The organism is Vibrio wakamikoensis (assembly GCF_050337275.1).
In the GTDB taxonomy this organism is placed as follows: Bacteria; Pseudomonadota; Gammaproteobacteria; order Enterobacterales; family Vibrionaceae; genus Vibrio; species Vibrio chaetopteri.
Genome location: NZ_JAKJST010000041.1, coordinates 1 through 16,228, shown reverse-complemented (window position 1 = coordinate 16,228; position 16,228 = coordinate 1). Strand labels below are relative to the sequence as shown.

Genomic DNA, 16,228 nt, shown 5'->3' with positions numbered 1-16,228 from the left:
ACCATGACTAAACCAATGATTCAGATTGCGCTAGACCAAACTGACCTTACAACTGCAATCGAAGTGGCTAACAACGTTCAAAGTTATGTTGATGTCATTGAGGTTGGAACTATTCTAGCGTTTGCTGAAGGGATGAAAGCCGTTTCTACGCTACGCAAAAACCACCCAGACCATATTCTAGTGTGTGACATGAAGACCACAGATGGCGGAGCAATCTTGGCTCGTATGGCATTTGAGGCTGGCGCTGATTGGATCACGGTATCGGCAGCGGCACATATCGCAACTATTGATGCATGTAAAAAAGTTGCAGACGAGTTTAACGGCGAAATTCAAATCGAGATCTATGGTAACTGGACTATGGAAGATGCGCAGGCATGGGTCGATCTCGGTATCACGCAAGCTATCTACCATCGCTCTCGAGATGCAGAACTGGCAGGTGTCGGCTGGACTGAAGAAGACCTAGTTAAGATGCGTGCTCTGTCTGAGCTTGGCATTGAGCTCTCGATCACTGGCGGTATTGTTCCGGAGGATTTGTACTTGTTCGAAGGCATCAAAGCAAAAACGTTCATTGCTGGTCGCGCCCTAGCTGGTGAGAAGGGACAAGAAACCGCTGAGGCACTGAAAGCGCAAATTAATCGTTATTGGAGCTAGGTATGTACCAAAATTTATTGCGTCATCGTGTTGGGTTGTACGAGAAGGCCTTGCCCAATAACCTTAGCTGGGAAGATAAGCTAAAAACGACCAAAGAGTTAGGCTTTGATTTTCTAGAAATATCGGTTGATGAATCCGACGAAAAACGCAGCCGCCTGGATTGGATCGATGAGGAAATATATGGGCTTCGCCATCTATGTGAAGCATATCAAGTGCCTCTACAGTCGATGTGCCTGAGCGCTCATCGTAAGTTTCCATTTGGCTCAGCGGATCCTCAAGTACGCGAACAAGCGGTGATGCATATGGAGAAAGCCATTGCACTCGCTTACAAGCTGGGAATTCGAACCATTCAACTGGCTGGTTATGACGTTTACTATGAGCCTGCGGACAATGCGACTCATCAGCGTTTTATAGAAGGCATGAAGCTATCTGCTCAGTTAGCGGAGCGAGCAGGTGTGATGTTGGCCGTTGAAATTATGGATACGGACTACCTAAATTCGTTGAGTAAATTTGAAGTATTAAGTCGAGAGATTAACTCGCCTTACTTCACCGCATACCCCGACGTTGGTAATATCTCGGGTTGGAACTATGACATCGTCACTGAACTTAAGTTAAGTAAACCGAGAATCACACAGATTCACTTAAAGGATACTTACCGAGTCACCCCGGAGTATAAGGGACAGTTCCGAGATCTCGTTATTGGCGAAGGCGAAGTGGATTTCAATGCGATATTTAAAACACTGAAACAAACGGAATGCGTAGTGCCATTAGTAATCGAAATGTGGGCTCATGATGAGAAGTGGAAAGACAACATTCTCAAAGCTCAGAGTAAATTGAATGAAGTGTGTCGTCAGACAGATATGATGCCTTTGTTTGAGCACTAACGAATAAAGCTAGAGGATTGCTTGTCAGGTCACTCGGGCTTAGCCATTACAACGGTTGGTGTCAGAACTAAGATGCTCCAGTTTTGACACCTAATCGGCAACCTTCTGAGCCCCCCAGATGAGTTGCATGTATCGCGGGAATGAAACCTAACCTAAAAGAAAAGATTCATTGCGCTACCAGCAAGGACTAGATGCTAGATTGCGATGGTAATGTGGTCTCGACCTACTTTTGCCATCTCCATCAGAACGTCAGTGTGGTACTTTTTCTTCACCGTTACTCGAGTGCCGATTTCACTCGCAATCTTGATGATTTCAAGTGCGTCATTAGGGTGTAGTGATGAATCTTTTGAAATCTCGATATTTACCCCAAGTTTTACGAGTTCAATAGCGTCGGTTGAATGCATGATAGTTCTCTCAATTTATAATTTTCGATGACTATAGCATTATCATTTTATGCAACTCCACCAAGTTTCTGCTAAATCTCATGTTTCTCATCTCAAATTTGATTTTTATCTATGTATTGAATCGTTGTTATTGAATGATCGTCTCTGCGTCCTATTATTGCCTTTTCGACATTTGGATGTACGAGATTTAACCGCAATAATTCCCAAAGGGTTTCTGTTGTCCGCCTATACTTTCAAAGCATTGGCTTGAAGGAGAAATATATGGACAGCGATGATGTTCAAAAGGTCAAAGATTTGCTTATAGCAACCAAGTATGGCGTATCAGCATCTGAGATGCCCATCATTATTCAAGTGCCGCAGGAGAGAGGACTAGCCATTATCAAACAGCTCATTGCCGACGGTGAGGATGTACAGGCGTTAGGCGAAGGGGAAAATCCAGAGGAGCTGGTGCTGTACTCTATAGGCAGCATTGATGACAGTATTGCTCAGTACGAGTAGGCAGTACTATGACTGCCTTTATTATCTAGGGTAACTCACGATATTGTGGAATATTGCCTCTTCTGATACCGCTTCATAGCCATGCGGTTGGTCACTGTAAAAACGCAAACTTTCACCGGCATTTAGTAAGTGCCACTCTTGGTCAAAGAATATCTGCACTTGGCCACTTATCACATGCACATGCTCAATAACGCCCACACTGTGTGGGCTAGACACTTGTTGATGATGCCCGGACAAAGTGATCTCAAAGACCTCAATGCCAGTGTCTTCCTGAAAAGGAAACAGGGGCTTTACCTTCATTCTGGGATCGTCAGGAAAAAGCCGTTCGGGAGTCTGCAAGCTCGGTTCATTGGCAAAAAAAGCCGAAAAAGAGGTATCAAGGCCGCTGGCGATCTTCCATAGCGTCGCGATCGTCGGGCTCGATTCTTCTCGCTCTATTTGTCCAAGCATGGCTTTGGATACGCCTGTGAGCTTGGACGTTGCATCTAGGCTCAATTTCTTCTTCTTTCGCTCTGATTTTAGATGCTGGGCGATCTCAGACTTAAATTTGGAGTCTTGCATTTGGCTTTGTCCTGTTGTGCGTTATAGCGCACGGTGCTATCTTTATTTTGTGCGTTATTACGCACAGATGGAGTTACTATACAGAAAGGGATGACAATGAGCCAAAATATTTCTACGTTGCACCACATAACAGCGGGCTTTACGGCGGTGCTCGTCGGTTATACCAGTTCGGTGGTGATCATATTGCAAGCTGCAACATCAGCAGGCGCTTCGCCCGAGCAAATAGAGAGTTGGTTGCTCGCTCTTGGTGTAACGATGGGAATAACGTCGATAGGTTTCTCATGGTTTTACAAAATACCGATTTTAACTGCGTGGTCGACGCCGGGTGCTGCGATATTGGTAAGCTCAGCCACGCAATATGACATGCCTGCTTTGATAGGCGCCTTTGTAGTTTCTGGTCTAATGATTGTTATTACTGGCCTCGTACCTCCCCTGTCTCGAGCGCTGCAACGTATTCCAACTCCTCTCGCTACCGCTATGCTCGGTGCAATTTTGTTACCATTCTGCGTTCGCGCATTTGAGCCAGCAATGACGACACCCTATGTTTTTGTATGGATGTTTCTCACTTTTATCGTGAGTAAGCGCTTTGTGCCCAAGTACACTATGCTGCTTTTGCTTGTCGTCGGTTGCGCTCTGGCTTTTTCTGCTGATGGTGGATCGATGTCAAACCCAGAGCTAGCCATTGCCCAAGCGAGTTGGGTTACGCCTACGTTTGATAGGTCAGCGATCCTAAATATTTCTATTCCGCTTTATATCGTGACCATGCTGTCTCAAAACCTGCCTGGCGTGGCGATGATGAAGAGCTACCAATATGAGACGCCAGTAAAATCGGTACTGATAGGGACGGGTATTGCCAACGTGCTATCCGCTCCTTTCGGTGGGTTTAGCGTCAATCTCGCTGCCATTTCCGCAGTGATTTGTATGAATGACGATGTCGATAGTGATAAGAACAAACGATACCGGGCAGTGATTTGGGCGGGTGTGTTTTATCTCGTTGCTGGGCTACTAGCATCGAGTGTTGTGTCGATATTTTTGGCGTTCCCGAAGGAAATAACTCATATGCTAGCCGGCTTTGCATTGCTCGGAACCCTGATGATGTGTTTGCAAAGTGCGTTTGATTCGCCAGACTACCGTGAGCCCGCTTTGTTAGTGCTGGTGGTCACGTTATCGGGCGTGACGATTTTGGGTATTAATGCGACCTTGTGGGGGCTTATTGCAGGTTGGTTGTATTCAGTGCTTCTTTGTAGCTCTGATAAAAAAGGCCACTAAGTGGCCTCTGATTATCAGGAGTAGCAGTGGGGGATTGCTGTACTCAAAATGTACGAGCTAGAGTCTACCCTGGCTGCGGCACATAATGATTTTGTCTTCTACCACTTTCGCCATAGCAGCTTTTGGTAGCTCGTTATAAACACGAGGGTCGTTAACGCCTGGTTGTTCTTTAAGCACCACTTTTAGTGCATCTGAATAAGCAATTTTAAGCTCTGTCGCCACGTTCACTTTAGCGATGCCCAGGTCGATGCAGCGTTGTACATCACGGCTAGCAACACCTGACGCTCCATGAAGGACGAGCGGGATATCAATCAGAGAAGCAATCTTTTCTAGGCGCTCAAAATCGAGTTTTGGCTCTTCTTTGTACATACCGTGGGCGGTACCGATGGCAATGGCAAGCGAGTCGACATCGGTTTGCTCTACAAGCAGTTTGGCATCTTCAGGGTGTGTATATGGGTCATTGACCGACTCAACGATAAGATCGTCTTCTTGACCAACAAGCTGACCAATTTCCGCCTCAACAGAACAGCCATAAGCGTGACAAATTTGCACCGCTTCACGGGTTAGTGCGATGTTTTCTTGCAGTGGCAGTGCACTTCCATCAATCATGGCAGAGCGAATACCGAGTCTTACCTTTTCACGAATGTCGTTAAGATCATGGTGGTGGTCAAGGTGCACCACGACTTGCATGTTACGCTCTTTTGCTGCGGCATTCACCATGTGAAGAAGTTCGCGAGAGCCGCCGTAGCCGTAGGTGCCAGGTGTACCCGCAAGAATGACCGGAGATTCCAACGACTTCGCGGTATCTAAAATAACCTGCACGGTTTCTAGGTTGTGGAAGTTGAACGCTGGGATTGCATAGCCATCGCGTCGTGCTTGTCGTAACCAGTAATTGCTATTGATAATATTATTCATCTTCTTGACCCCAGCTAAGTAAAATTTTGCCTGACATTGGTTGTGTTGGTAGTTGTGAAACGCGAGTGATGTACATATCTGGCTCGTAGATACCATCGAGTAATACGTTGGTGTTAACCTTGCCCTCAGAGAACAGTTGGCAAGCGATATCCCACTCTTCTCCCGGGTATGGGTAGGAGTAGTTCATCCAGCTACCGACAATCGATAGCTCCTTGCGAAGCACTTTTTCGTAGTCTTTGTAAGCAATATTGAAATCTTTATGGATGGTGCCAACCAGATAGATGCAAGCTCGAGGACCAGCGATATTTAGGCTGAGCATAAAGGTTTCAGGTACACCCGCGAGCTCAATGATCATCTGATTCTGAGTTGATGAAGAGAGCTCAGTAAACTCAGCCATTTGTTCGCTATTGAGAGAGTTAACGGTACGGTCAGACCCTAATCGACGCGCTGTTTCGAGCTTGTCATCACAAATATCAATGGTGGTCACTGATGCTGCGCCTAACGCTTTTGCGACTTGTAGTGTGAGTAGACCAATTGTGCCCGCACCAACAATGACAACATGCTTATCTTTGCAGCCGCCTGCCATGACGATGGGATGAAGGCCGACGGTGATGGGCTCAAAAAATGCGCCTTCAACCAAGGAAACTGTGTTTGGAAGTTTGAAACAGCACTTTTGTGGGATAGCAACGTAATGTGCGTTACCGCCTTGACGGCGAGAGCCCACGAAAGAGTAGTGTTTGCAAAGGGAGTACAACCCTTTCTTACAGACATCACACTCTTGGCAAGGAACAAGTGGCGCACAGCAAACACTGTCCCCTTTTGTGTATTTTTCAACATCTTGGCCAACAGCAACGACTTTGCCTGAGAACTCATGGCCGAGCGTAATGGGGTAGAAGTGTGCGCCTTTGTCGAACACTCGAGGGACATCTGAGCCACAAAGGCCGGAGTAGTACACCTCGACCAACACTTCGTCTGCGCCTATTTCTGGCATGTCGTAGGCTGTCAGTTGGAGTACTTGGTTCTCCACGACTTCGACATGATGATTCATATTCATAGTTTTTACTCGCAACGACACCCACATCAAAAAGTGTGTAGGTCTTACTTAACGTCTTAAATGTGAAAGAGTGAAGGGCTGGCAGGTTGCCCTGCCAGCGAATTGGATTAAGCGTTAGCTTCTGTTAGCGCTTCTTTTTCTTGTTGGACTTGCTTTTCGTATTGCTTAGCACGAGACCATGTCATGGCAACAGCGACGGCGTAGACACCACCGATAATGACGAGGCCACCTAAGTTTTCAAGTCGGAACAGTTCAATCAGGATATATGTGATTGGTGCGCCGCCTTGATCCATAGAACCGATTAGGTTGCTGCCTGTTACGTGACCCGTTGTCTGACCTAGTTTGGTTAGGAATGGGATGGTTTGCGTCGCAATCCATAGCGTTCCTGCCATGATGATAGAGCCAGAAATGATGGTTCTAAATAGGTTACCACTGTGAATCGCTACACCCATTGCTACAAAGAAGCCGATTGTTGCTAGGTCGCCGAATGGCAGAATCGCATTGCCTGGTAGTAGTACAGCAATGAAAATCGTCAGTGGTATAAACATTAGACTTGCAGATACCACGTTGGTTTGGCCAAGTAATAGTGCAGGGTCTAGACCGATCAAGTAGTCATCACCACCAAACTTACTTTGTAGACGAGCACGAGCTTGTTTAGCAATTGGATTCAGACCATCCATGATTGGTTTAATAACACGAGGCATCAGTAGCATAACCGCGGCGGTTTTCACTGCTAATTGCAGTACGTTCTGTAGGTCATAACCTGCAAGCAAACCAATCGCTAGACCCATGATGAAGCCAACCACTACTGGCTCACCGAATGCGCCGAATTTCTTCTGAATGCCGTCGGTAGAGAAGTGAATATTACGAAGGCCTGGAATCTTTTCAATGATAGCATCAACCATTACCGCAATAGGGCCACAGTAAGCTGATGTGCCATGTGGAACCGCAATGCCGTCTAGGCCAAAGTAGTTTTTAGTATCTCTTGCGAACCAATCACCGAGTTTGTAAGCGAATGCAGCGTGGACGATAACGCCAACAATACCTAGCATGTAGCTGTCGGTTGCCATGTGAACCATCGCACCAGTAAAAGTCATGTGCCAGATGTTCCAGATATCCACGTTTACTACGCGAGTCATCTTAGATACCAGCATGAGAATGTTGACTGCGATAGCAATTGGAATGGCAATTAGCGCCATCTCACTTGCCCAGGTAATCGGAGCGGTGCCTGGCCAGCCAAGGTCGACAACGCTTAGTTCAATACCGAAGTTAGCTGTCATCTCTTGTGCTGCAGGACCAATTGACTCCAACATCAAGCCGATGACGAGACCAATACCGACAAAACCAATACCAATATGAAGGCCTGACTTAAACGCATCGCCGAGCTTCATTCCGAATGCCATTGAGAAAATCATAATCACAATCGGCAGCATTACTGTTGGCCCGAGATCGAGCACATATCTGATAATTTCGTTTAACATAGTAGGGTATTCCTTTAGTCTCTCGATGGCACGCTGTTTGAGAACGGTGCCATTGAACAGGGATAATTAAAGAACAACAGCCAGCATTTTTTCTTTTAGTTCGTCTGCGCCCACACCTGAGATAAATGGCATGCCGTGGAACAGAGGAATGTCGCCAAACGTGCGATCCACTTTTGCAGTGGTACAGATAAAGGAGACCTCATCGCAGATGTAGGTATCGATCTCGTTAACGCGGCATTGAACAATTTCGATATCCACGTTGTGTTCTTCACACAGATCTTTGATTTCTTCTGCTGCCATGGTTGAGGTTGCTACTGCACCGCCACACGCTACAATCACTTTTTTCATGCTACTTCCTTATCTTTGTTTAATATTTTCGAACTGAATGTGGCCGTCATTGCTTCAATCGATGGCGCGTTTTTGAGTTCGTTAAAAAATGCTTCGTCCTGCAATGATGTGAACAAGGCACGTAATAGCTGCATTTGTTCCGCAGGGTCTGTAACCACAAGGGCGATAATTAGCTCTGCGATCAGCTCACCATCATCATCGGCTCTTTCGAAAGGGATCCCCTGAGATGGTTTAATTAAATAGACGCAAGGTTTGTTCGCATGTGATGCGTCGCAGTGGGGAATTGCCACTGCACCAAAACCTAGATCAATGCCTGTTGGGAAAATCGATTCACGCTCGTGAATCGCAGCGTGATAGCTCTCCTTTACAAATCCTTCGCCTGTTAAGAAGTCACTTAGGTGGTCGAGTACTTCTTTGTTTGTCTTTAGGTCAACATCGGTGTTTACCAAAAGTTGAGTTTCTATCATTTTCTTAACCTTTCGTTTTGCTTCGGAGTGATCATAAACAAAACCTTCGAATAAAAAAGCGATCTGCCGCACGTTTCGTTAACTTACGAAAATAAACAGAAATTAACGAAGACATTCGTAAGTTTTGTTGGTATGTTTCGGGGTATTCGTTTAATTAAGTTGCAAACTCGAAAGTGTGAATGGCTTTCGTTTTCGATGAGGTAAGTTATGAAACAGATCGTTGGTTTACATAAAACAAACAATAATATAGGCGTATATTCAGTATGTTCCGCTCACCCTTTGGTGATTGAGGCGACATTTCGTTACGAACTTGATAATTCGTTGCCCGTAGTAATTGAGGCAACATCGAATCAAGTGAACCAATTTGGCGGTTACACAGGGATGAAGCCAAAGGATTTCGTAAGTTACGTTTACGAGATCGCAAATGAAGTCGGCTTTCCGATAGAGAGAATCATCCTTGGCGGTGATCATTTAGGCCCTAATTGCTGGCAAAACGAAACCTCTGTTCAAGCGATGGAAAAATCACGCGAATTAATCAAGCAGTATGTTGAGGCGGGCTTTACTAAGATTCACCTCGATGCCTCAATGTCATGCTCCGATGACAGCGTACCTTTAGAGCCTTCGGTCGTTGCGAAGCGAGCGGCTGAGCTTTGTGCTGTGGCAGAAGAATTTGTACCAGCAGAGACCAGAGATAAGATCACTTATATTATTGGCACGGAAGTACCAGTGCCTGGCGGTGAAGCTTCCGAGATTGATACGGTTCATGTCACTGAACTTGCCGATGTACGCCATACCATAGATACCCATGTAACGGCCTTTGAAGCGCTAGGTATTGGCCATGTGATCGATAAGGTTGTCGGTGTTGTGGTTCAACCGGGCGTAGAGTTTGACCATAGTAAAGTCATTCGCTATCAAAAATCGGCCGCAGCAGAGATTTCACACTATATCGAAGACACGCCTTGGATTTACGAAGCGCACTCTACGGATTACCAAACAGCCAAGCATCTAAAAGATCTCGTTCAGACTCACTTTTCGATTTTGAAAGTAGGACCTGCTCTGACGTTTGCCCTGCGTGAAGCTTTGTTTGCTCTTGCTGAAATTGAAACCTGTTTGGTGAAATCTGAGCACAACAGTCAGTTTAAGAAAGTGGTCGATGATGTACTACTAGATACACCAAAGTACTGGAAGTCTTACTACGGCGAGAAGCATTCCGATATCATCAATAATCTGCATTTTAGCTTTTCAGATCGCATTCGCTATTACTGGACGGATGAACGTATTCAAGCGGCTCAGAGCCGTTTGATAGAGAACCTGAATAAGGTTGAGATTCCTCTGACTATGCTCAGCCAATACATGCCAAATCAATATATTAAAGTAAGCTCCGGAGAGATTGAAGCAAAGGCTCCTGCGCTGATAATCGACAAGATCCAAGAGGTCATCGGCCAGTATTCATCGGCCTGTCAATAATCTGATATCGAGGGACGAAGCGCTTAGGCGCTTCGTTTGTTGTTGAGTGTTAAGGATGGGTCCTATGAATGTCACTTTAAGAAGAAAGAAGATACTGGATTTACTCTGTGCACAAGGGACGGTTGAGGTGAAAGCCCTCGCAGAAGAGTTGAATACGTCTCATGTCACGGTCAGAAATGACCTCACTAGTCTCGAAAAAGAAGGAAAACTCGAGCGTTTTTTTGGTGGAGCGGCTTTGCCGGCCTTGATGAGAATGCCTGTCGCCTCTCAAAATGGTTTAGACCGCGAGCTTGCCGTTAATCAGCGTTACCAGATTAATGATGAAGCCAAGCGAAAAATTGCTGCAAAAGCGGCTGAGTTAGTCGTGTCCAACTCGACCATCATTATCGATAGTGGCAGTACTACCCACCTGCTTGCTCAGGCACTGGCAGATACTGGCAATGTCACGGTGATCACCAACAATCTAGCCGCTGCTTCCACATTGGCCGGGATTGGCTCTATTACGCTCGCGATTAGTGGCGGTGTATATCGTAATGTCTCTCAGTCGATCCATGGACACAAAGCGGAAGAGTTTTTTGACGGTGTGTACGCGGATATCGCGTTTATTGGCGCGGATGGCCTAGACCCAAAGAAAGGAGTGACGACGTTCAATGAAGGCTATAACGTCATACAAACGATGGCGAAGTGTGCTAAAACGGTGGTGATTTTAGCGGACTCTTCTAAACTATCGCGCTCTGGTTTTAATCAAGTGCTGTTGCCTGAGCAGATAGACATGCTGATTACCGATAGCGGCATTTCGAGTGAGGATATGGCGCGATTCCGTTCTCAAGGCATCCACGTTGTTGCCGTTTAGTGCATGCTATTTTAGACGATGAGATAGCAAGCCCTATGGAGCAAATCTATAGGGCCATTGCCTAAATAAAACAATAGTAAGCTTTATACTACAACGACTTGGACACCACACTGCTCAAATCGAGTTTTATCTTCTGAGCTAATACCTTCATCAATCACAAGCACATCAATACGTGCGATACCCAGTACCTGATTGAACCCGATTCGACCGAGTTTTGTTGAGTCGACAACCGCAATTACTTTCTTGACGCACTTTGCCATGACATCAGTAATTGCGTAGCCCTCGTTGAATGTTGTAATCCCTTTTTCAGGATCAAGACCATCAGCCCCTACGACTAATATGTCGGCCTGAACACCATCTAAGCATTGTTCAGCACGAAAGCCGTGCAAAGATTTGGTTTTGTTGCGGTACGTACCGCCGATGACAACCAGAGTGGTATTTTCTGCATCCATAAGAGATACGCAAGCCGCCAGGTTATTGGTAATGATGGTGTTGCCACCGCGAACGGCAAGTTGCTCGGCCACAAGGTGTGTGGTGCTGCCGCTATCGAGAATGACGGTGTCTGATGGGGCAATCATTGCCGCTGCGGCTTCGGCGATTTTGTGTTTTGACGCGCCATTGATTTCATAACGACGGTCAATTTGTACTTCGTTATCGATTTGCGATAACGGCAGATGTTTGATGGATTGTGCTCCGCCAAAGAAGCGCTTAAGCTTGCCTTCTTGCTCTAGAGCTTTCAAATCAGCACGTAAGGTAACCTCAGACGTATTAAGTGTGACGGCCATGTCTTTGACAAGCACCTGACCATGCTCGTTCAATGACTGAAGGATAGTCTCTCTACGTTCTAGCTGATTCATCACAACTCCTTTATATTCTTTCGTATTCTTTCAATTTCGATAGTATAACCTTGTTATTATTTTTGTATACCACTTATGTACTAACAGCGTATTGATTAAAAAGTAAATAAAAAGTCGAAGCTTAGATCGTATTCTCGGTGTTTTCCTACTTTTTTACCGAACTCCATTCGAAAGTTCAGTTAGAAAAGTCGTATGGTCGATTTGCGACTGCTTTCGAGATTTCTAACTGTATATTTAGATTGAACGTTATGCTGTTTTGAGGTGCGCGATAGACTTGTTGTCCAGTGCGCCACTTAATCGAGTGAGTAACAAAGCTAGGATCACAATCGCTGCGCCAACCCAAGGGGTATGCATGAGTCCTGCTTTTGCGACGATGTGACCACCACCCCAAGAGCCAAGGGCAATGCCAACGTTGAAGGCTGCGATATTTAGGCCTGAAGCGACGTCGATACCATCAGGTGCATATTTCTCGGCAAGTTTTACCACGTAAACTTGTAAGCCTGGGACATTACCGAAGGCAAAGGCACCCCAAACTAGAATAGTGATAACAGCGGCAATCGGGTTTACTGCGGTAAAGTTAAATACCAATAGAATGCCCGCCAAGCCGGCAAAGATAATGGTCAGCGCCTTGATTGGCCCCATAGAGTCCGCCATCTTGCCACCCCAGATGTTGCCCACAGCAACGGATACGCCGTACACCAACATGATTAGGCTCACTGCACTCGATTCAAAACCTGACACCTGCTCCAAGATAGGGGCTAGATAAGTGAAAGCGGTGAAGGTGCCGCCATAGCCGAGGGCGGTGATCGCATAGACAAGCAACAAGCGTGGTTGCGCCAATACCTTGAGCTGAGCAGAGAGTTTTGCTGCCGGTGGTTGCTTAAGATTATTTGGTACTAGGAATGCACTGCCAATCAGCGCGATGAGACCCAATACAGCCACCACCAAGAAAGTAGTTTGCCAGCCAAAAGTTTGTCCAATGCAGGTACCAAGAGGCACGCCAGTGACAAGTGCCACGGTGAGACCGGTAAACATGATCGCAATCGCACTGGCTGCTTTCTGTTTCGAAACTAGTCCGGTTGCAATGGTCGACCCAATCGAGAAGAATACGCCGTGAGCAAGACCTGTCAGTATGCGCGCGAGAACAAGTGTATTGTAGCCAGGCGCTTGCCAAGCTAAGAGATTACCCGCAACAAACAAACTCATCACAGCAAGCAAAACATATTTACGCTTCCAGTTACCGGTTAAAGCAGTGAGCACGGGTGCACCAACAGCAACACCAAGCGCGTATAAGCTGACTAATAAACCTGCTGAAGGCAGTGATACACCCAGATCAGCGGCCATAGTTGGGATTAACCCAACAATAACGAACTCTGTTGTGCCGATGGCAAAGGCACTGAGAGTTAATGCAAAAAGTGCAATAGGCATTGTATTTCTCCAATAATTTGCAGTTGCTGATTAAAGAACAGAACTGCTTTCGTTTTGTTAAGCGCATTATTGAAGAAAGTTGAATTGTAAAAAACAGCAGTTGTTGCAAATGATTTTTGCCATTTTTGCAAAGGTGGTTCGAGTATGGAGCCGTGACCCGAATAACCACTATCCAATTCGTGGAACGCTAGACTACTAATTTCCCTGTACGAGAGATGAAACAAAGGGGAGCATCATGCTCCCCTTTGTGGTTCAGGTGTTTGTATTACGAGCGGATTTGAATGTCGTAGGTCTCAGACCATACGCGTAGATCATCAAGTATTTTCAGCGCAGTGCGGCCAAAATCAGTCAGCTCGTAGCTTACGGCAATGGGCCTGTCACTGATGACCTTACGGTCTACCATGCCTTCGAGTTCAAGCTCCTTCAGTCTCTGGTCGACCATTTTCTTACTGGCACCACCTAAAAGGCGCGTTAGGTCATTAAAGCGCACCGGACCATCTTTGAGATGATAAATAATCGAGCCTTTCCACTTCCCACCAATCAGGCGCATGCCTTTCTCTATTGCACAGGGCTCTGAACAGGCATTTTCAACAGACTTTCGGCCACGATTATCAACTTTGATCTGGCTTTCCATGATAGAGCTCCTAGGTCACCAAATGGTAACTGGTTGAAACAGATATTTAGGTCACCATAATATACCTAGTCACTAAAATTTCAATAAAAGAAAGCATCAACAAAGAGAAAGTCATTATGAGCCAAACAATCAAATTGGATGTAGTATCGGACGTGGTGTGCCCATGGTGCATTATCGGCTACAAGCGCTTGGAACAAGCGATTCGAGAGCTGGGTGTTGAGGATCGTATCGACCTTGAATGGCAGCCGTTTGAACTCAATCCCCATATGCCATTGGAAGGTCAAAACCTGCGAGAGCACTTAGCAGAAAAATATGGAACAACGAAAGAAGACAGCATTCGCGCTCGCGAGCAACTGACCCAGTTAGGTCAAGAGGTTGGGTTCACCTTTGACTACAGCGATGAGATGAGAATGCTCAACACCTTTGAGGCGCATATTTTGCTTGAGTATGCGAAAGAGCAAGGTAAACAAACAGACTTGAAACTCCGCCTGTTCAGTGCGTTCTTCGGAGAGGGGAAAAATATCAGCAATCGTGACGTGCTGGCGAATGAACTTGCTGCGGTGGGGCTAGACAGTGGAAGTGCAATTAGACGTCTTGATGAGCCAAGTGCACGCCTTGAAGTCCAGCAAGCGGAAGATACTTGGAAGAATTTGGGAATCAGTTCGGTGCCAACGGTGGTGTTTAATCGTCAAAGTGCATTGACAGGGGCGCAGCCGGTAGAGGTGTATAAGCAGGTATTGCAAGAGTTGCTTGCTCAATAAGTAGCGGGCTAAATGAACTGAAAGGGTCAGGCATTGCGGATGCGATGTCTGACCCTTGTTACATTAACCTACATCAGTATTGAGTTCCTGCTCTGCGACTGACAGCATCGCAAATTCTTCTTCAGCGCTAGAGGCCACCAGGTTGTTGCGGCTATATAGCCCATAGTAAACCCCACCAATGACAAACAGTCCAAATGTCATATAGAACGCCGATGGGTCAAACGCATACACACCTGTAAGTGCGACTAGCGATAAAATGAGTGAAATCGCAGAGGTGACAATCCCGCCTGGAGTGCGATACGGACGCGCAAGTTCAGGCTGTTTCACTCTCAGTAAGATGTGGCTAAGAGACATTAAGGCATAGGACACTGTGGCGCCGACAACGGCCATGGCCAAAATCAAGTCTCCCTCGCCAGTAAGCGACACAGCAAATCCAAAAATGCCCGGGACAATTAAAGCGCGAGATGGCACTTTGTTTTTACTGGTTAAAGATAAGCTTTTCGGCAGGTACCCGGCTCTCGAGAGTGCAAAAACCAAGCGGCTGTAGCCGTAAACAATCGAGAAGAACGAAGCGATAAGGCCAGCAAGTCCGAGCATGTTGACTAAAGTTGCAATCGTTGGGTTGTTTGTTACTTTTAGTGCATCGACCAGCGGTACTGCACTTGCGCCAATCAGCTCTGAGCCAGCAGCGCCCGCAAGTAAAAAGACAACGAGTGCTGCAGTGACGAGTAGGAATACCATCGCGCCAATAATACCTTTAGGTACATCTTTCGCTGGGTTTTTGGCTTCTTCTGCGGCGAGGGGTACCCCTTCAACGGCTAAGAACAGCCACATCGCAAAGGGCAATGCAGCCCAAACACCATACCAACCAAAAGGTAGGATTTCAGTCGCTTCTGCGGTTGTTGGTGCGATGTCAAATAGGTTACTGGCATCAAAGTGACCTATGAGCGCAACCGCGGTTAGGATGATAGCCAAAACCGCCAGACCGCTGATCACCATCATAACTTTTAACGCCTCGCCGACACCAAACAGATGAATGCCAATAAACGCCGCATAAAACAGGGCATAAACGACAGGACCATCAATACCAATCAGTTCATTCACCGCCGAGCCAATGAAGATGACGATGGCTGCTGGCGCTAGTGCATACTCGATCAAAACCGCCAGCCCAGTGACAAATCCTCCGGTTGGCCCCATGGCTTGTCTTGCGAAACTGTATCCCCCGCCAGCGGCAGGAATGGCTGCGGACATCTCGGCGAGTGATAGCACCAGAGTAATGTACATGACGGCCATGGCAATGGCGGCAATAAGAAATCCAGCCCAGCCGGCTTGCGCGATGCCAAAGTTCCAGCCAGCGAAGTCGCCAGAAATAACGTAAGAGACCCCAAGGCCGGCAAGTAAAATCCACCCTGCGGTTAATGCCGATCGTTTAGCTACTTGAACGATCCTATAGAAGCTACATAATCGGTCGTAACGCAAGTTACGGCCGATTTTTTATGTCTGAGTTTTCAAAAGAGTTACAAGTTATCGCAGAGTTTTGCCACGAACGTCCAATCGATGTCTTTAACAAACATATTCCTTTAGAGTGGGTTGAAGAAGCAGTTCAACAAACTGGACGAGTATCGCTCAGAAAGCGCCGCTTACCAGCGGAACAAGCCTCGTGGTTAGTATTAGGTATAGGGCTTCAGCGTAATCG

Annotated in this window: 19 protein-coding genes; 8 read left to right on the top strand and 11 right to left on the bottom strand. The window is 46.5% G+C overall.

All coding sequences use genetic code 11. The features are described 5' to 3' along the window. Nucleotides 1-3: 3 nt before the first annotated feature. Together L4C42_RS21420 and L4C42_RS21415 are read left to right on the top strand one after the other, a co-directional pair. On the top strand, nt 4-651 hold the full coding sequence (locus L4C42_RS21420) for a 3-keto-L-gulonate-6-phosphate decarboxylase UlaD (protein ID WP_353500084.1): 648 nt from the start codon (nt 4-6) through the stop codon (nt 649-651). Nucleotides 652-653: 2 nt separating this feature from the next. Next, nucleotides 654-1,535 (top strand): L-ribulose-5-phosphate 3-epimerase, encoded by an 882-nt coding sequence (locus L4C42_RS21415; protein WP_353500085.1) that lies wholly within the window; start codon nt 654-656, stop codon nt 1,533-1,535. A gap of 194 nt (nt 1,536-1,729) precedes the next feature. On the opposite strand, the gene L4C42_RS21410 is transcribed toward L4C42_RS21415, so the two are convergent. Next, the gene (locus L4C42_RS21410) at nt 1,730-1,939 is read right to left on the bottom strand and encodes a hypothetical protein (protein ID WP_353500086.1); all 210 of its coding nucleotides are present in this window, start codon (nt 1,937-1,939) and stop codon (nt 1,730-1,732) included. Between the two features lie 261 nt (nt 1,940-2,200). On the opposite strand from L4C42_RS21410, the gene L4C42_RS21405 reads away from it, so the two are divergent. After that, nucleotides 2,201-2,437 (top strand): hypothetical protein, encoded by a 237-nt coding sequence (locus tag L4C42_RS21405; RefSeq protein WP_353500087.1) that lies wholly within the window; start codon nt 2,201-2,203, stop codon nt 2,435-2,437. Between the two features lie 21 nt (nt 2,438-2,458). On the opposite strand, the gene L4C42_RS21400 is transcribed toward L4C42_RS21405, so the two are convergent. Further along, entirely contained in the window at nt 2,459-2,998 is a 540-nt protein-coding gene (locus L4C42_RS21400) for a helix-turn-helix domain-containing protein (protein WP_353500088.1), read from the bottom strand. A 96-nt stretch (nt 2,999-3,094) separates the two neighbouring features. Between L4C42_RS21400 and L4C42_RS21395 the strand changes: the two genes are divergently transcribed. Continuing rightward, the gene (locus L4C42_RS21395) at nt 3,095-4,267 is read left to right on the top strand and encodes a benzoate/H(+) symporter BenE family transporter (protein WP_429761721.1); all 1,173 of its coding nucleotides are present in this window, start codon (nt 3,095-3,097) and stop codon (nt 4,265-4,267) included. Nucleotides 4,268-4,324: 57 nt separating this feature from the next. On the opposite strand, the gene gatY is transcribed toward L4C42_RS21395, so the two are convergent. The 5 genes from gatY to gatA all read right to left on the bottom strand — a co-directional run bounded on the left by gatY (nt 4,325) and on the right by gatA (nt 8,532). Then, complete coding sequence (gene gatY, locus L4C42_RS21390) at nt 4,325-5,182, bottom strand: tagatose-bisphosphate aldolase subunit GatY (protein ID WP_353500089.1); 858 nt, start codon at nt 5,180-5,182, stop codon at nt 4,325-4,327. After that, the gene (locus L4C42_RS21385) at nt 5,175-6,236 is read right to left on the bottom strand and encodes an alcohol dehydrogenase catalytic domain-containing protein (RefSeq protein WP_353500090.1); all 1,062 of its coding nucleotides are present in this window, start codon (nt 6,234-6,236) and stop codon (nt 5,175-5,177) included. Before L4C42_RS21385 ends, gatY begins: the two co-directional genes overlap by 8 nt. A gap of 107 nt (nt 6,237-6,343) precedes the next feature. Further along, a complete protein-coding gene (locus tag L4C42_RS21380) occupies nt 6,344-7,717 on the bottom strand; it encodes a PTS galactitol transporter subunit IIC (RefSeq protein ID WP_429761720.1) in 1,374 nt (457 codons plus the stop codon). Between the two features lie 66 nt (nt 7,718-7,783). After that, the gene (gene gatB, locus L4C42_RS21375) at nt 7,784-8,065 is read right to left on the bottom strand and encodes a PTS galactitol transporter subunit IIB (RefSeq protein WP_042499917.1); all 282 of its coding nucleotides are present in this window, start codon (nt 8,063-8,065) and stop codon (nt 7,784-7,786) included. Further along, a complete protein-coding gene (gene gatA, locus L4C42_RS21370) occupies nt 8,062-8,532 on the bottom strand; it encodes a PTS galactitol transporter subunit IIA (RefSeq protein ID WP_353500092.1) in 471 nt (156 codons plus the stop codon). Before gatA ends, gatB begins: the two co-directional genes overlap by 4 nt. Nucleotides 8,533-8,739: 207 nt before the next feature. Here gatA and gatZ point away from each other — a divergent pair, with 207 nt between their 5' ends. Then, complete coding sequence (gatZ, locus tag L4C42_RS21365; protein ID WP_353500093.1) at nt 8,740-9,999, top strand: tagatose-bisphosphate aldolase subunit GatZ; 1,260 nt, start codon at nt 8,740-8,742, stop codon at nt 9,997-9,999. Nucleotides 10,000-10,063: 64 nt separating this feature from the next. Next, a complete protein-coding gene (locus tag L4C42_RS21360) occupies nt 10,064-10,852 on the top strand; it encodes a DeoR/GlpR family DNA-binding transcription regulator (RefSeq protein ID WP_429761719.1) in 789 nt (262 codons plus the stop codon). A gap of 83 nt (nt 10,853-10,935) precedes the next feature. Here L4C42_RS21360 and L4C42_RS21355 read toward each other — a convergent pair whose 3' ends face one another. The 3 genes from L4C42_RS21355 to L4C42_RS21345 all read right to left on the bottom strand — a co-directional run bounded on the left by L4C42_RS21355 (nt 10,936) and on the right by L4C42_RS21345 (nt 13,771). Beyond that, a complete protein-coding gene (locus L4C42_RS21355; RefSeq protein WP_429761718.1) occupies nt 10,936-11,709 on the bottom strand; it encodes a DeoR/GlpR family DNA-binding transcription regulator in 774 nt (257 codons plus the stop codon). A 246-nt stretch (nt 11,710-11,955) separates the two neighbouring features. Further along, nucleotides 11,956-13,137: an MFS transporter gene (locus tag L4C42_RS21350; protein ID WP_429761717.1), complete on the bottom strand. Its 1,182-nt coding sequence runs from the start codon at nt 13,135-13,137 to the stop codon at nt 11,956-11,958. 265 nt (nt 13,138-13,402) lie between these two features. Next, nucleotides 13,403-13,771, bottom strand: a complete 369-nt coding sequence (locus tag L4C42_RS21345) for a winged helix-turn-helix transcriptional regulator (RefSeq protein WP_429761716.1) — start codon at nt 13,769-13,771, stop codon at nt 13,403-13,405. Nucleotides 13,772-13,887: 116 nt separating this feature from the next. Here L4C42_RS21345 and L4C42_RS21340 point away from each other — a divergent pair, with 116 nt between their 5' ends. Continuing rightward, nucleotides 13,888-14,532: a DsbA family oxidoreductase gene (locus L4C42_RS21340; protein WP_429761715.1), complete on the top strand. Its 645-nt coding sequence runs from the start codon at nt 13,888-13,890 to the stop codon at nt 14,530-14,532. Between the two features lie 63 nt (nt 14,533-14,595). On the opposite strand, the gene eat is transcribed toward L4C42_RS21340, so the two are convergent. Beyond that, the gene (eat, locus tag L4C42_RS21335; RefSeq protein ID WP_429761729.1) at nt 14,596-15,978 is read right to left on the bottom strand and encodes an ethanolamine permease; all 1,383 of its coding nucleotides are present in this window, start codon (nt 15,976-15,978) and stop codon (nt 14,596-14,598) included. A 50-nt stretch (nt 15,979-16,028) separates the two neighbouring features. Here eat and L4C42_RS21330 point away from each other — a divergent pair. Continuing rightward, a partial coding sequence (locus tag L4C42_RS21330) for a transposase domain-containing protein (protein ID WP_429761714.1) occupies nt 16,029-16,228 on the top strand: 200 nt, incomplete at its 3' end.

What these genes read in the sequence shown, in the direction of transcription:
- gatY (WP_353500089.1), bottom strand. Translation starts at nt 5,182, where the DNA reads ATGAATAATATTATCAATAGCAATTACTGGTTACGACAAGCACGACGC.
- L4C42_RS21380 (WP_429761720.1), bottom strand. Translation starts at nt 7,717, where the DNA reads ATGTTAAACGAAATTATCAGATATGTGCTCGATCTCGGGCCAACAGTA.
- gatB (WP_042499917.1), bottom strand. Translation starts at nt 8,065, where the DNA reads ATGAAAAAAGTGATTGTAGCGTGTGGCGGTGCAGTAGCAACCTCAACC.
- L4C42_RS21385 (WP_353500090.1), bottom strand. Translation starts at nt 6,236, where the DNA reads ATGAATATGAATCATCATGTCGAAGTCGTGGAGAACCAAGTACTCCAA.
- L4C42_RS21395 (WP_429761721.1), top strand. Translation starts at nt 3,095, where the DNA reads ATGAGCCAAAATATTTCTACGTTGCACCACATAACAGCGGGCTTTACG.
- L4C42_RS21405 (WP_353500087.1), top strand. Translation starts at nt 2,201, where the DNA reads ATGGACAGCGATGATGTTCAAAAGGTCAAAGATTTGCTTATAGCAACC.
- gatA (WP_353500092.1), bottom strand. Translation starts at nt 8,532, where the DNA reads ATGATAGAAACTCAACTTTTGGTAAACACCGATGTTGACCTAAAGACA.
- L4C42_RS21360 (WP_429761719.1), top strand. Translation starts at nt 10,064, where the DNA reads ATGAATGTCACTTTAAGAAGAAAGAAGATACTGGATTTACTCTGTGCA.
- L4C42_RS21415 (WP_353500085.1), top strand. Translation starts at nt 654, where the DNA reads ATGTACCAAAATTTATTGCGTCATCGTGTTGGGTTGTACGAGAAGGCC.
- L4C42_RS21420 (WP_353500084.1), top strand. Translation starts at nt 4, where the DNA reads ATGACTAAACCAATGATTCAGATTGCGCTAGACCAAACTGACCTTACA.
- gatZ (WP_353500093.1), top strand. Translation starts at nt 8,740, where the DNA reads ATGAAACAGATCGTTGGTTTACATAAAACAAACAATAATATAGGCGTA.
- L4C42_RS21355 (WP_429761718.1), bottom strand. Translation starts at nt 11,709, where the DNA reads ATGAATCAGCTAGAACGTAGAGAGACTATCCTTCAGTCATTGAACGAG.
- L4C42_RS21345 (WP_429761716.1), bottom strand. Translation starts at nt 13,771, where the DNA reads ATGGAAAGCCAGATCAAAGTTGATAATCGTGGCCGAAAGTCTGTTGAA.
- L4C42_RS21340 (WP_429761715.1), top strand. Translation starts at nt 13,888, where the DNA reads ATGAGCCAAACAATCAAATTGGATGTAGTATCGGACGTGGTGTGCCCA.
- L4C42_RS21410 (WP_353500086.1), bottom strand. Translation starts at nt 1,939, where the DNA reads ATGCATTCAACCGACGCTATTGAACTCGTAAAACTTGGGGTAAATATC.
- L4C42_RS21400 (WP_353500088.1), bottom strand. Translation starts at nt 2,998, where the DNA reads ATGCAAGACTCCAAATTTAAGTCTGAGATCGCCCAGCATCTAAAATCA.
- L4C42_RS21350 (WP_429761717.1), bottom strand. Translation starts at nt 13,137, where the DNA reads ATGCCTATTGCACTTTTTGCATTAACTCTCAGTGCCTTTGCCATCGGC.